The sequence below is a fragment of the Roseomonas sp. WA12 genome, from assembly GCF_054165765.1.
This window is the reverse complement of the sequence record NZ_CM135108.1, coordinates 2,299,073-2,313,640: the sequence shown is the minus strand read 5'-3', so window position 1 is coordinate 2,313,640 and position 14,568 is coordinate 2,299,073. Positions and strand designations below refer to the sequence as shown.

Annotated in this window: 10 protein-coding genes; 2 read left to right on the top strand and 8 right to left on the bottom strand. The window is 69.5% G+C overall.

The window, feature by feature from the left end; genetic code table 11:
* Positions 1 to 11 precede the first annotated feature (11 nt).
* Complete coding sequence (locus tag ACVBD7_RS11040) at positions 12 to 746, top strand: hypothetical protein (RefSeq protein WP_458097530.1); 735 nt, start codon at positions 12 to 14, stop codon at positions 744 to 746.
* A 260-nt stretch (positions 747 to 1,006) separates the two neighbouring features.
* Here ACVBD7_RS11040 and ACVBD7_RS11035 read toward each other — a convergent pair whose 3' ends face one another.
* From ACVBD7_RS11035 to ACVBD7_RS11025, 3 genes are all read right to left on the bottom strand, one after another.
* A complete protein-coding gene (locus ACVBD7_RS11035) occupies positions 1,007 to 3,343 on the bottom strand; it encodes a xanthine dehydrogenase family protein molybdopterin-binding subunit (protein WP_458097529.1) in 2,337 nt (778 codons plus the stop codon).
* Positions 3,344 to 3,476: 133 nt separating this feature from the next.
* Complete coding sequence (locus ACVBD7_RS11030; RefSeq protein ID WP_458097528.1) at positions 3,477 to 6,644, bottom strand: efflux RND transporter permease subunit; 3,168 nt, start codon at positions 6,642 to 6,644, stop codon at positions 3,477 to 3,479.
* A 6-nt stretch (positions 6,645 to 6,650) separates the two neighbouring features.
* On the bottom strand, positions 6,651 to 8,189 hold the full coding sequence (locus ACVBD7_RS11025; RefSeq protein ID WP_458097527.1) for an efflux RND transporter periplasmic adaptor subunit: 1,539 nt from the start codon (positions 8,187 to 8,189) through the stop codon (positions 6,651 to 6,653).
* A 257-nt stretch (positions 8,190 to 8,446) separates the two neighbouring features.
* Between ACVBD7_RS11025 and ACVBD7_RS11020 the strand changes: the two genes are divergently transcribed.
* Entirely contained in the window at positions 8,447 to 9,319 is an 873-nt protein-coding gene (locus tag ACVBD7_RS11020) for an IclR family transcriptional regulator (protein ID WP_458097526.1), read from the top strand.
* A gap of 117 nt (positions 9,320 to 9,436) precedes the next feature.
* Here ACVBD7_RS11020 and ACVBD7_RS11015 read toward each other — a convergent pair whose 3' ends face one another.
* The 5 genes from ACVBD7_RS11015 to ACVBD7_RS10995 are packed head-to-tail and all read right to left on the bottom strand — an operon-like array spanning position 9,437 to position 14,454.
* Positions 9,437 to 10,657: an MFS transporter gene (locus ACVBD7_RS11015; RefSeq protein WP_458097525.1), complete on the bottom strand. Its 1,221-nt coding sequence runs from the start codon at positions 10,655 to 10,657 to the stop codon at positions 9,437 to 9,439.
* Positions 10,658 to 10,716: 59 nt separating this feature from the next.
* A complete protein-coding gene (locus ACVBD7_RS11010; RefSeq protein ID WP_458097524.1) occupies positions 10,717 to 11,166 on the bottom strand; it encodes an NfeD family protein in 450 nt (149 codons plus the stop codon).
* Positions 11,151 to 12,188 carry an SPFH domain-containing protein gene (locus ACVBD7_RS11005; protein ID WP_458097523.1) on the bottom strand — a complete coding sequence of 346 codons (1,038 nt, stop codon included), beginning with the start codon at positions 12,186 to 12,188 and terminating at the stop codon, positions 11,151 to 11,153. The genes ACVBD7_RS11010 and ACVBD7_RS11005 overlap by 16 nt, the downstream gene beginning before the upstream one ends.
* A 33-nt stretch (positions 12,189 to 12,221) precedes the next feature.
* On the bottom strand, positions 12,222 to 13,613 hold the full coding sequence (locus ACVBD7_RS11000; protein ID WP_458097522.1) for an FAD-binding oxidoreductase: 1,392 nt from the start codon (positions 13,611 to 13,613) through the stop codon (positions 12,222 to 12,224).
* Positions 13,614 to 13,629: 16 nt separating this feature from the next.
* Complete coding sequence (locus ACVBD7_RS10995) at positions 13,630 to 14,454, bottom strand: dimethylarginine dimethylaminohydrolase family protein (RefSeq protein ID WP_458097521.1); 825 nt, start codon at positions 14,452 to 14,454, stop codon at positions 13,630 to 13,632.
* Positions 14,455 to 14,568: the final 114 nt, after the last annotated feature.

The window sequence follows — 14,568 nt, the reverse complement described above, 5'->3', positions numbered from 1 at the left end:
GGGACGGATGCATGCAGGCGGACCGGCGGGCGGCGATCTGGGACGAGGTTTGGGCGGAGTACGATGCCCGCCGGGCTTCGGCGGTGCATCCGGCCCGGGTAACGCCTGTGCTCCGGCTAGCAGCGGTGGACGGCGCCCTTGCGGAGGGTGCGATCGTGTCCTCCCCGGTCGTTGCGACCGGGTCCAAGCCGGCGGTGGTGGAACCGCGGCGGGTGCGGCTTTTGACGCAAGTGCTTGTTGCCGTGATGGCAGGGGTGATGCTGCTGACGGCTTGGCTGGTGCTGCCCTGGCTGCTGGCACTGCGACTTTCTGTGCCGCTCGGAGAAGGCGATGCGCCCGGTTTATGGCAGCAGTTCCATGCGCCTGCGGCCATGGCCAGCCTTCGCGCCGGGCTGTCGGCGGAGGTGCCGGACAGCGCGGGTGAGGGGGCGACGCGGTTCCTCTCCGGCATGGCGGACCGGATGGCGGCGTCCTGGGAGACACCCGAGGGACTGTCTGCCTGGCTAACACTTCGGGTGCGAGGCGGGCGGTTTGAGGGCAGTCCGGCGCCGATCTCGGCTTTGCGCTCGGCACGGCCGACGGGGCTTGCCAGCTTCCGGCTGGATTACGGGCCGTCCCACGGCGAGGGCGGGGTGGGGTTCGACATTGCCTGGCGGGGTGACGGGTTCCGAGTGACAGGAGTGCACTTCCTGCAGGGACCACCGGCGCCGTTTGGAAGCAGGGCAGCGCTGATCGCGCTGCGGTAGTTGGGCGGGTTGCCTCTGAAGAAAGCGCTGCTTCCCTCAGGCCACTATCGCCGGTGAACGCGTTCCCTGAACCCCCCGTTTGCATGGTGGCGGGATGGCCGGTGTAGCGCCCCCAGGGGTTATTTGGCCGTGGAGATTGGTGCGTCAGTCGCCTGAGGTTGTCGACCTCGGGCGCGCGTCGTTTAGTCGGGAGGTCCAGAAATATCAGGTTCCTGGTGGAGGGAGCCAGGGGGAGGCGATGCCTCCTCCTGGCCGTATTCTCAGGCCGCGCGTGCCATCTCCAACGCTTTCCACACCACCTCGGGCGTTGCGGGCATGTCGAGATGAGTGATGCCGTCCGGAGTGAGGGCATCCACCAGGGCGTTCATCAGGGCGGGCGGTGAGCCGACCGCGCCGGCCTCGCCCGCGCCCTTCACACCGAGCGGGTTGGTGAGGCAGGGGATGGCGACGAACTCCACCTCAATCTCCGGCAGGTCTCCGGCGCGGGGCAGGGCGTAGTCCATGAAGGAGGCGGAGATGAGCTGGCCGCTCTCGGGGTCGTAGGCGGTGCGCTCGAGCATGGCCTGCCCGATTCCCTGGGCGACGCCGCCATGCACCTGGCCACGGACGATGAGCGGGTTGAGGGCGTGGCCGACATCGTCGGTGACGATGTAGCGCTGGACGGCGATCAGGCCGGTGTCGGGGTCCACCTCCACCTCGCAGACATGCGCGCCGTTGGGGAAGGTGTGGGAGGGGATGGCGGCAATCTCGGCAGCGTCCAGCAGGGTGACGGATTCGCCCCGGGCGGCGCGGGCCTGCTGGGCCTGGGCGAGCTCCAGGATGTCGATGGCGCGGTCGGTCCCAGCGATGGCGAAGCGGCCAGCCTCGAACTCGATATCGCCCGGGGAGGCTTCCAGCGCCTCGGACGCGGCCTGCTTGCCCTTGTCGATCACCGTTGCGGTGGTGGCCAGCAGCGCGGTGCCTTCCGAATAAAGGGAGCGGGCGCCGCCGGTGCCTCCGCCGGTGGGGATCTCGTCCGAGTCGCCCTGGATGATGCGGACCTTGTCGTTGGGAATGCCGAGCTCGTTGGCGGTGATCATCACATAGGCAGTCTCGTGGCCCTGGCCCGTGGACTGGGTGCCAACGAGGACCTCCACCATGCCGTCCTTGGCGAAGCGAACCTCGGCACGCTCGCTGTCACTGCCGCCAGTGGCTTCCAGGTAGTAGGCGAGGCCGATGCCGCGGCGCTTGCCTTGCGCGGCGGAGGCGGCGCGGCGGGCGGGGAAGCCGGCCCAGTCAATCATGGAGAGGGCGTGGTCCATCACCCGCTCGAACTCGCCGGAATCGTAGGTCTGGCCGACGGGGGTGGTGTGCGGCATGGCCGAGCTGGGGACCATGTTGCGGCGGCGCAGCTCGATCCGGTCGATGCCAGTCTCGCGGGCCGCGGCGTCGATCAGACGCTCGACCAGGTAGTTGGATTCGGGGCGCCCGGCACCGCGATAGGCATCAACCGGCGTGGTGTTGGTGACGACGCCGATGACGTTGGCGTGGATCGCTTGGAAGCCATAGACGCTGGCGAGGACTTTGGTGCCCGCGCCCGTGGGGATGAAGGGTCCGTAGGTGGAGAGATAGGCGCCCATATTGGCGAGGTTGCGCGTGCGCATCGCCAGGAACTTGCCATCGCGGTCCAGCGCCAGCTCGCCCGACGTGACGTTGTCACGGCCATGGGTGTCGGAGAGGAAGGCCTCGGTGCGCTCGCTGGTCCAGCGGACAGGGCGGCGCAGGCGGCGGGCGCCCATCATGCAGAGCGCATATTCGGGATAGGTGAAGATCTTCATCCCGAAGCCGCCGCCGACATCGTGGGTGACGACGCGCAGCTTTTCCTTGTCCACGCCGAAGACGCCGGCGAGCGTGTTCTTCAGCGGCCAGCTGCCCTGGGTGCCGGCGTGGAGGGTGAAGCGCTCGGTCGTTGCGTCGTATTCGGCGATGGCGGCGCGGCCTTCCATGGAGGCGACGACGACGCGGTTGTTCACGATGGTCAGGCGCGTGACATGGGCGGCCTCGGCGAAGAGGCGATCGGTCCTCTCGCGGTCGCCGGTCTCCCAGTCGAACACCGTGTTGTCCTTGATCTCCGGCCAGACCAGGGGCTGGCCGGGATCGGTCGCGGTGGCCAGGTCGGTGACGGAGGGGAGGGTCTCGTAATCCACCATGACGGCCTCGGCGGCGTCGCGCGCGGCGTCCTGCGTCTCGGCGACGATAAAGACGACGGGGTCGCCGACATGGCGGACGAATCCGTCGGCCAAGGCGCCGCGGGGGGTGTTGCCGCGCGGGGTGCCGTCCCGGTTCTTCATGGGGATGGCGCAGGGGATTTCGCCCAGGCCTTCCGCCTTCCAGTCCTCGGCCGTGAGGACGGCCAGCACGCCGGGGATGGCGCGCGCCTCCTCCGTGTCGATGGAGAGGATGCGGGCATGGGCGTGCGGCGAGCGGAGGATGTGGCCGATCGCGGCGCCGGCGGCGACGCCCTGGGCGACAAGGTCGTCGGTGTAGCGGCCGCCGCCTTTCAGCAGGCGGGGGTCTTCCACGCGACGCAGGGGCTGGCTGAGGCCGAATTTCGCCATGATGCGCTCTCCCGTGGGCTTTGGGGGCGGATCATGCGGGAAAGGGTGGGGTGGCGGGAAGGGGGGTGAATCGAACGGCCCGCATCCGGGGGGATGCGGGCCGTAACCCCGGGGGTGCGAGACGCCGCTCGGCTCAGTGGTCGGCAGTCGTGCCGGTCGAGGGTGGGCCGGGATCGGCCGGCTTCGATCCGAACCAGCTCTTCACCCGTTCGCGCACGGACTGGAACACGACGTAGAGCATCGGGATCATGAAAATGCCGATGATCGAGGCCGCCAGCATGCCGCCGAAGACCGGGGTGCCCACCGCGCGGCGGGAGACGGCAGCCGCGCCGGTCGCCGTGACCAGCGGCACGAGGCCGAGGACGAAGGCGATGGAGGTCATCATCACCGCGCGGAACCGCAGGCGGGCGCCTTCGATGGCGGCTTCCCGAATGGGCATGCCGCGTTCGCGCGCTTCCTTGGCGAACTCGATAATCAGGATGCCGTTTTTCGCCGCAAGCGCGATCAGCACGATCAACCCGATCTGGGCATAGATATCGAGGCTGAGCTTGCCGAGCACGATGGCTCCGAAGGAGCCGAGCACGCCCACCGCGATGGAGAGCAGGACCGGCACAGGGATAGTCCAGCTCTCATACAGGGCGACGAGGAACAGGTAAGCGAACAGCACGGCAAGCGCCATGATGTAGGCCGTCTGCCCGGTGGCGAGCTTCTCCTGATAGGCAGTGCCGGTCCAGGCGAAGCCGTAGCCGTTGGGCAGCACGCGGTTGGAGAGCTGCTCCATCGCGTTCAGCGCCTGACCGGAGGAGATGCCCGGGCGGGGCGCGCCGTTGATCGAGATGGCGCGGTAGTTGTTGTAGCGGAAGATGGTCTGCGGGCCGAGCACGGTGCGGACATCGGCGAAGGCGCGCAGCGGCACCATCTCGCCGCTGCTGCTGCGGACCTGGATGCGCCAGATATCGTCGATGTCGTTGCGGTCGCCGGCCTCGGCCTGGATGTTCACCTGCCAGACGCGGCCGTAGAGGTTGAAGTCGTTGACATAGATGCCGCCCAGGGCCGCCTGCAGCGTGGTGAAGATGTTGGCGATGGGCACCCCGAGCGCCTGGGCCTTGTCGCGGTCCACGTCGAGGAAGAGGGACGGATTGTTGGCGGCGAAGGTGGAGAACACCGCCGTCAGATTCGGGTCTCCATTCGCGGGAACGATCAGGCCCTGCATGGTGGAGGCGAGGGCGTTGATGTCCCGCCCCTCATAGTCCTGGAGGATGTATTCGAAGCCACCGCCCGTGCCGAGGCCCACGATGGGCGGCAGGTTGAAGGCGAAGACATTGGCCGTACGGATGCCCTGCGTCGCGCCGAAGACGCGGCCGATGGCGGCCTGGACGGAGTTGGCCGCCCCTTCGCGATCCGCGAAGGGCTTCATGCGGACGACCATGAAGGCGGAGTTGGACTGGGCGCCGCCATCGATGAGCGAGAAGCCGACGATGCCCAGCACGCCCTGCACCGCGGGGATGGGGCGGACGATCTCCTCGATCTGGCGCACCACTTCGCGTGTGCGGGCGACGCTGGCGCCAGGCGGGAGCTGGGCCTGGACGAAGAAGGCGCCCTGATCCTCCTGGGGGAGGAAGCCCGTCGGCGTCACCTTGCTGATGGTCCAGATGCCGAAGCCGAAGCCGGCGGTCAGCAGGATGGAGAGGAACGAGATGCGCACCAGGCGAGAGACGCCGCCCGCGTAGCGGTCACGGGTCCAGTCGATGCCGCGCAGCACGTAGCCGATCGGACCGCGGCGGGGGCCGTGATGCGGCTTGAGAATGATGGCGCAGAGTGCGGGGGAGAGGGTCAGCGCGTTGATGGCCGAAATGACCATGGCGGCGGAGATCGTCACCGCGAACTGGCGGAACAGCTCTCCCGAGAGGCCGGGGATGAAGGCAATGGGAACGAAGACGGAGAGCAGGACGAGGGTGATGGCGATGATCGGCGCCGTGATCTCCTGCATCGCCTTCTTGGTGGCATCGGCGGTGGAGAGCTCCGGATGGTCTTCCATCACGCGCTCGACGTTCTCGACCACCACGATGGCGTCGTCCACCACGATGCCGATAGCGAGCACCATGGCGAGCAGGGAGACGGTGTTGGCCGAGTAGCCCATTCCGAGAAGGATGATGAAGGCGCCGATGAGGGAGACGGGAACGGCGATGGTCGGGATGATCGTGGCCCGCCAGGAGCCGAGGAACAGGTAGACGACGATGACGACGAGGGCGAAGGCCTCCAGCAGGGTCTTGATGACCTCGTGGATCGTCTCGTTCACAAAGTCCGAGCTGTCGTAGAAGACCTCGGTGTCCAGGCCCTGGGGAAAGCGGACGCTGAGTTCTTGCAGGCGCTGCTTGACGGCGGTGGAGACCTGGACCGCGTTGGCGCCGGGGGCGAGATAGATGCCGAATGCGATCGCCGGCTGGCCGTTGAAGCGGTTCTCGGTATCCATGTTGGCCGCGCCGATCTCGACGCGCGCCACATCCTTCACGCGCAGCACCGAGCCGTCCTGATTGGCGCGGACGACGATGTTGCCGAATTCCTCGGGCGTCTGGAGGCGGCCGCGGGTTTCCAGGTTGATCTGGAAGGATTGGTCGTCGCTGATCGGACGCCCGCCGAGGCGGCCGACAGCGGCCTGCACGTTCTGGCCCTGGATGGCCGCGATCACGTCCTGCGCCGTCATGTTCAGCGAGGTGAGGCGGTCCACCTCGAACCAGATGCGCATGGAGTAGTCCTGCGCACCGAAGACGTTCACCTGGCCCACGCCGGGCACGCGGGCCAGGTCATCGAGCATGTTGATGGTGAAGTAGTTGGACAGGAACAGCGGTTCCAGCCCGCCCTGCTTCGCATAGAGGAAGGCGAACATCAGCACGGCGGAGGACTGCTTGCGCACGGTGACGCCGCTGCGCTGCACCTCCTGCGGCAATCGGGCGATGGCGGCCTGGACGCGGTTGTTCACGTTCACCGTCGCCAGGTCGGGGTCCGTGCCGAGCTGGAAGGAGACGTTCAGCGCATAGGTGCCGTCATTGGCGGAGTTGGAGCGCATGTAGATCATGCGGTCCACGCCATTGATCTGGCCTTCCAGCACCTGGCCGATGGTCTGCTCCACCACCGTGGCGGAGGCACCGGGATAGCGCGCGCTGACCGACACCTGCGGCGGCACGATGTCCGGGAACTGGGACACCGGGATGTTGATGAGGGAGATCGCGCCCGCGATCAGCGTGAGGATCGCGATGACGATCGCCAGGCGCGGGCGATCGACGAAGGTGCCGGAAATCATGTCGGGTTATCGCGCCGTCGTGGACTGGTTAGCGGGCGGCTGCGCGGCGCTCGGCTGGGCGGTGCCGGGGTTGCCGGTGCTGGGCGCGGCGGGCGCGCCCGGGGGAGAGGCGCCGGCGCCGCCGGGCGCGCCCTGGGCGGTGCCCTGGTTCGCCCCGCCGGTTGCGGCGCTGCCGGGAGAGTTGCCGGTGCCGGGGTTGCCCGTGGTGGCGTTGCCGGCATTGGGGGCGCTGCTGCCGCCGGGCGCCGCGCTGCCCCCAGCCGCGCTGCCACCCTGGGCGGCGTTGGGATTGGGCGTGTTGTTGCTGCCCTGGGCCGAGGTTGAGCCGGGGGCGCCCGGTGCCGCGTCGGCAGGGGCCACGGGGGCGGCATTCACCTCCTGGCCGGGGCGCACGCGCTGGATGCCCTCGACGATCACGCGGTCGCCGGGGTTAAGGCCCTCCTCCACCACCGCGACCTGCGGGGTGTTGCGGCCGAGGCGGAGATTGCGGCGTTGGGCCTTGTTCTCTCCATCCACGACGAAGGCGTAGCTGCCCTGCTGGTCCTGGAGGACGGCCGCGCGGGGAATGGTGATGGCCAGCACGGGCTCCACGCCCTCGACCGAGACGGTGACGAACTGTCCGTCGATCAGGGCGCGGTCGCCGCCGTCACGCCGCGGGTTGGGGACGCGGGCGCGGATGAGGATGCTGTCGGTGGCGCGGTTGATCTGGTTGTCGATGAACTCGATGCGGCCGGTTTCCGGGTAGTTCCTGCCATCGGCGGTGCGGAAGCGGATGCGCACGGCGTCGGCGCCGCCGCGGGAAGCGTAGCGGTCCCTCAGCTCGAGCGCCTGGCGCTGGGAGACGGGAAAGGAAACCCGCATCGGATCCTGGCTGACGATGGTGGCCAGCGTGCCGGATTGCGGGCTGACCACGTTGCCGATGGTGAGGACTGTTCGGCCGATCTTGCCGTCGATGGGGGACGCGATCTCGGTATAGCTGAGATTCACCTCCGCGCTGCGGGAAGCGGCGCGGGCGGCGAGGAGCTGGGCATTGGCCGTCCTCTCCTGTGCGACCGCGTTGTCGAGCGCGACGCGGGTGCCGGCGCCTGTGCGGGTCAGTTCCTGGGCCCGGGAGAGGGTGACGCGGGCGTTGGCGACCTCGGCCTCGGCCGAGGCGACATTGGCCTGGGCGCGGGCCAGCTCCGCCTCGAAGGTCGAGCGCTCGATCCGGTAGAGGGGTTCACCGCGCCGGACCTCCTGGCCTTCCTGGAAGAGGCGTTCCTGGAGGAAGCCGGTGATTCGGGCGACGATGTCCACCTTCTCCGGCGATTCGACGCGGCCGACGAAGTCAGTGCTCTCTGTCACCGGGCGGCGCGCGGCTTCCTGAACGCCAACGGCGGGCGGGCCCTGGGGGCCGAACTGCGCCTGGGCCGGCCCGGCCGCGGCCAGCAGGGCAAGGCCGAGCAGCGGGGCCAGCCAGATGGCGGGCGCCGCAGCGGTAGCAGGGGAGTGGCCGCGGGCGGCCTCGGCCGTGATCCGGCCCGTGTCTTGTGTGCGGCGCGTCATAGGGCGGCATGTGGCCGAAGGCCCCGCCGGCTGCAAGGGTTATGAACCGAACGGTTTAGTCCAGCCTCGCGTCCGGTTCGCTTCCTGGGAACGGAAACGGAGTTGAAAATAGTTCGCAGCTTCTCGCGGTTTCGTTCCGTCAGCCGGCATGACATCCTTCCAAAGACAACATATGATGGTCGATAGTTCCGATACGGCGTACCGTTTGATCCGGCCCTGCAACGGCGTATGTTGGCAGGAGTGAAGGAGATCGTGCCTTGGAACCGAGCGTCCTGATGACCGAGACCGCTATCCGGCCGGATGCGGGTATCGGCGCGGCGGGCCATGGAGAGGCGCAGGCGGCCATGGCTTCATCCGGCTCGACAAGCGAATCCGTGTCCCGTCCTTCCTCCACGGCCCCGGGCGCGCCCGGTCGCGCGCGACTGCTCTCGCCCCCTTCCACCGCCTCCGGCGTGGCGGCCGTCGGGCGCGCGATGACCGTTCTGGGCGCTTTCCGGCCCGGCGATACCTCGCTTCCGCTGCGCGTCCTCGCGGCGCGGACGGGTCTCTACAAGAGCACGATCCTGCGGTTGCTCGCTTCGCTTGAGCGGCATTGCTGCGTGAAGCGCAACGCCGATGGGTCCTGGTCCCCGGGGCCGATGCTTCTGCACTGGGGTTCCCTCTACACGCGCAGCCTCGGGCTCGAGGCGCTGGTGCCGCCGGTGCTGGATTCGCTGACCGAGGCGACGGGCCAGGGCGCGACCTTCTGGGTGCGGGCCGATGATGAGCGCCGGGTGTGCCTCTATCGCGCCGCGCCGCCGCGCACGTTGCGGGTTGCCGTGCAGGCCGGCGACATGATGCCGCTGGGCGCTGCCGCGACCGGGCGCGTATTCGCCATCTGGGACGCGGCGCCGGGCGAGGTGGCCGAGATGGCTCCCGAGATGCAGGGCGGGCATCCCGTGGTTGTCACCCAGGGCAGCCGGGACGTGGATGCTGCCGCGATCTCCGCGCCGGTCTTCCTGCCGGGCGGTGCGCTCTGCGGGGCGCTGACGCTGTCGGGCTCGACCGAGCGGCTCTGGCCGGAAGTCGACCGGGTGAAGCCGCTGGTCGCCGAGGCGGCGGCGGGGCTGACGCGGGCGCTTCAGGGCTAGGCTTTTCACGATACCGGAGTTGGGGGCGGAGCAGGTACGGCCTGCTTCCGCCCCTTTTCCGTTTGGGACCCCGATTGCCGGAAGGAGATCAGGCTGTCCTGGCTCGACGCCGGCTGATCAGCCGGCCGCGGCGCGCCGCGTAAGAGCCAGGTAGAGCAGAGTGCAAAGCGCGGTGGCGAGGCTGAGGAACAGCAGACCCGCGCCCAGGCCTCCCGCCGCCACCACCGGGCCCGATCCGGCCTGCAGGATCGCGGCGCCGGCGAAGAAGGACAGGTTCACCCCCGCCAATGCCTTGCCGGCCTGTTCCGGCGGCACCGCGGCTCGAGTCGCGGCGAAGGCGAGTGGCTGGACTGAGATCAGCAGGAAGAAGCCGAGCAGGGTGGCCGCATCCCAGGACGCGGGAAGGGCGCCGAATGGGCCGCCTGGGCCACCGAGGGCAGTGAGGGCAAGAAGGGCAGCGGCGCCGAGATGCCCGACCGCCAGCAGGGCGCGGCGGTGGCCGAAGCGACGGTCCGCGATGCCCCAGAGCGCGGGGCCGAGGACAAGGGCGGTGGTGGCGAGGAGGAGGACATTGCCCGCCTCCACCCGGGAGAGGGCCTTTGCCTCCATCAGCCAGGGGCCACCCCAGAGGCCGCGCACGCCAATGACGGCGGCGAAGGAGGCGAAGGAGAGGGCGACGACGCCGCGCAGCGCCGGGGAGGTGGTTAGGCGCAGCACCTCCCGCGCGTCTCCGGCAAGGCTGCGGGAGGAGTTTGGCTGCGGGTCATCCCGGACCAGAAGGGCGATCAGGGCGATGGTGAGCAGGGCGAGGGCGGCGCAGGCGATGTAGCCGGCGCGCCAGTCCGCCGCCTCGACCAGCATGGCCAGGGGGCTGGCTGAGAGAAGCATCCCGCAATTACCGAAGGCCTGGACGAGGCCGGACCAGAGGCCGAAACGGGCGGGGCTGAGGCGCTTGGCGGCATAGGTGATGGGGCACATGAGCATCCCCGCGCAGCCCAGGCCGAGCACGATCTGGGCGAGGAGATAGCCGACCGGGCCACCCGCCAGTGCCGCAATGACCGAGCCCGCCGCGACGACGGCCAGGAGGATGAGAGCGGTGCGGCGAACACCCAGCCTGTCGAGCGCGACGCCGATCGGCACCTGGGCAAGCGCGAAGGAGAGATTGTAGGCGCCCGTGAGGGAGGCGAGGCCCTGGGCTGTGACGCCGAGGTCCCGGCCGAGCACATCGGCCGCGATGGCGGGCAGGGTGCGGACGAGATTGGACAGGACGTGGCCGAGAGTGAGGGCCACGAGGGGGGCGGCGAAGGCGATCGAGGCCTCGCGCGCGTCGTCGTTCATGGGGTGGGCGTTTCCTCGGTTTTTCTTCTGCTTAGGCCTGGCGATAGCGGTGGGCGGGATCAGGCGCCCGCAACATCGCCTACTTCGGTCTGGACGAGGAGGATGGTGCCCTCGACCGCGGTGACGCGCACGGTGCTGCCCGGGGCGGGCAGGGACGGGGCAGAGGACGTGGCGGACTGAGCGGACCAGTCGCTGTCGCCGATGCGGACGCGAAGGCCCGGGCCGGCATGCGGCAGGACGGTGCCCGTGCGCCCGACGAGGCCGGAACCAGGGGCGTTAACATCGGTGTGGGCCGCGTGACGGCGCCGCCGAAGGGCGAGGGTTATGCCCGCGGCCACCAGCGCCACGAAGATGACGACCAGCGCCGGGAAGCCGGGCGCGAGGGCGAGGGCGACGAGGCCCGCGCCGATCGCGGCAAGGCCGGCCCAGAGGAGGAAGGCACCGGGAAGGACCAGCTCAGCGCCGAGCAGGGCAAGGCCGGCCAGGACCCAGATCAGCCACGGTTCCACGGGCCGACTCCGGTCTGCGGAATGCCGCCCTGGGTGGTAGCTGCCCTGGTAGTGCCGGCCTGGTGGGGCAGGCTGGCCGGCATGACGCCGGGCTGGTTGAAGCCGAGGGGCGAGGCGGGTGCCGCCGGGCCGGGGGTGCCGGGCGGAACGCCACGCATCAGCTCCAGCGCCGCGGTGACACCGCCGACGAGGCCGGTGGCCTCCATCGGCACGACGACGAGGCGGGATTGGGGGCTGGTGGCCATGGCCTGGAAAGCGGCCACGTATTTGTCGGCGATGAAGTAGCGCAGCGCCTCGCTGCCGCTGTCCGCGGCGGCGTCGGCGACCATGCGGGTGGCGGCGGCCTCAGCCTGGGCGCTGCGCTCGCGTGCCTCGGCATCGCGGAAGGCGGCCTCGCGGCGACCCTCGGCTTCCAGCACCAGGGCGGATTTCGCGCCCTCGGCGCGGACCACGGTGGCGCGGCGCTGGCGCTCGGCGGTCATCTGCAGGTTCATTGCCTCGATGAGGTTCGCGGGCGGCTCGATCTTGCGGATCTCGACGCGGCTGACCTTCACGCCCCAGGGGTCGGTCGCGCCGTCAAGCGTGACGAGGAGGGCGGAGTTGATGCGCTCGCGGGAGGAGAGGGTCTGGTCGAGATCCATCTCGCCGATGACGGAGCGGATGTTGGTCATGGCGATGGCGGTGAGCGCCGCCTGCAGGTTCTGCACCTGATAGGCCGCCTTCGCCGGGTCCATCACGCGGTAGTAGACGATGCCATCCGTGGTGACGGATGCGTTGTCGCGCGTGATGACGGCCTGCTCGGGGATGTCGAGCACCACCTCCTGCACGTTCAGCCGCCGGCCGACGGCGTCGATGAAGGGGATGATGACGTTCAGGCCGGGCTGCATCAGGCGGGTGAAGCGGCCGAAGCGCTCCACCGTCCAGACCTCGCCCTGGGGCACCGTGCGGATGCCCTTCGCCAGGGTGACGACGGCGAGGATGAGGATGACGGCGAAGACGACGACGCTGGCCGAGATGACCATGGGGGATCCTCCTGCTGATGCCGGGCTGGCGGTCTAGTTCCGGAAGATCTTACCGGGGTTGAGGATGCCCTTGGGGTCCAGCGCCTGCTTGATCCCGCGCATCACGGCCAGCGCCTCCATCCCGTGTTCCTGCTCCAGGAACTCGGCCTTGCCCATGCCCACGCCGTGCTCGCCGGAGCAGGTGCCGCCCAGCGCGAGTCCGCGGGCGACGATCTTGCGGTCCAGCGCCCAGGCGCGGTCGAGCGCGGTGGGGTCATCCTGATCGACGAGGATGACGGTGTGGAAGTTGCCGTCGCCGACATGGCCGACCATCGGGCAGGAGAGGCCGGATTCCAGGATATCCTGCTTCGCGCCGATGATGGCTTCCGCCAGGCGCGAGATGGGGACGCAGACATCGGTGGTGACGCCGCGGGAGTTCGGCTGGCTGGCGATCGCCGCGTAATAAGCGTTGTGGCGGGCGGTCCAGAGCTTGTTGCGGGTTTCCTGGTCGGCCGCCCAGGCGAAGCCGAGGCCGCCCATATCCGTGACGATCGCCTCCACGGCTTCCGCCTGTTCCTTCACCCCGGCCTCAGTGCCGTGGAACTCAAGGAAGAGGGTGGGCAGGACCTCGAGGTTGTCGAGCTTGGAATAGGCAATGCAGGCGGCGATCTGCACCTCGTCCAGCAGCTCGATACGGGCGACGGGGATGCCGAGCTGCATCACCTGGATCACGGACTCGACGCAGCCCTTAAGGTCCGGGAACTGGACGACGGCGGCGGAGGTGGCTTCGGGGATGCCGTGGAGGCGGAGGCGGATCTTGGTGATGACGGCGAGCGTGCCCTCGCTGCCGATGACGAGACGGGTGAGGTCGTAGCCGTTCGCTGCCTTGCGGGTGCGGCCGCCGGTGTTGATCACACGGCCATCGGCAAGGACGACTTCGAGGCCGAGCACGTTCTCGCGGATCGTGCCGTAACGCACGGCGTTGGTGCCCGACGCGCGCGTAGCGCACATGCCGCCGATGGTGCAGTGGCTTCCGGGATCAACGGGGAAGAACAGGCCCTGATCGCGCAGATGGTCGTTCAGCCCGTGGCGGGTGACGCCGGGCTCGATAAGGCAGTCCATGTCGTCCTGGCTGACATCCAGGATGGCGTTCATGCGGGACAGGTCGAGCGTGATGCCGCGGCGGACGGGGGTGACATGGCCCTCAAGGCTCGTGCCAGCGCCGAAGGGTACGACGGGCACCTCGTGCCGGTGGCAGAGGGCGAGGATCTGGGAAACCTCCTCCGTCGTTTCCGCGAAGGCGACGGCGTCGGGCAGGACGGGGGTTGTGGTGTCCTCGCCGCGCGAGTGCTGCTCGCGGATCGCGGTGTTGGTGGTGACGCGGTCGCCCATGAACTCGCGGAGGGCGGCGATGACGTGGTCAACGGGGCGGGTTTCGGCGGTCATGGCAGGTGTTCCGTAATCAGTCGCGCAGCAGGGGGCAGGTGAGGCAGTGGGGGCCGCCGCCGCCCGCGGTGAAGAGGGAGAGGGCGGGGTCCAGCACCTCCAGCCCCTCGGCGCGGAGGGCGGCGTTCAGGCCGGTGCTTTCGTGCGCGGATACCACGCGGCCATTGCCGAGGGCGAGGATGTTGCAGCCGAGCTGCATGGCGTCCCGGTAGGGGACGGGGATCCAGCGGATGCCGTGGTCGCGCAGCCATCCCAGGAAGGCGGGGTCCAGCACGTCCTCGCAGGCGACGGCGAGGTTCTCGGCGGCCATGCAGAACAGGACGTCGAGATGGAGGAAGTGTTCGTCGAACTCCTCGACGCGGACCTCCCATCCGTCTTCCCGCAGCCATCCCGCGAGCTGTTCGGCGCCGGCGGTATCCGTGCGGCCGCCGGAGGCGCCGATGGCAGCGAGGCCAGGGCGGATGATGTGGATGTCGCCGCCCTCCAGCGTGCCGATGCTGGATTTGCGCCAGAAGGCGCTGTCATGGGCTTCGTGCCAGTCGATGAGGGGCGCGTATTCGCCGCGGCGCTGCGGGCGTTCGAGCTGGCAGAGGACGGGGCCGCGATGCGTCACCACCACGCTGTCGCGCGTGTAGGCCATGTAGGGGAGGTGGGGTTCGGGGGCGATCAGATGGACGCGCGCGCCGCCCTGCTCGATGGCGTGCACCAGCTCGCGGTGCTGGGCCTGCAGATGGGCCGTGGCGGGGGACTGGTTCTCGCCGGCCAGCGTCCGGCGGACGATGCTGTTGGTGGGGATCCAGCGGTAGTGGTCGGGCGCGCAGAGCAGGACCTCGCGCAGCACCGCGGTTTCCGAGGAAACGCGCCAAGCGGGACCGGCAGGAGAGGCAGCGGGGGACGCGGGCATCGCCGGAGCCTAGCGGGCGCGCGCCGGGTTGCCCATCGGGCGCGGCCCGAC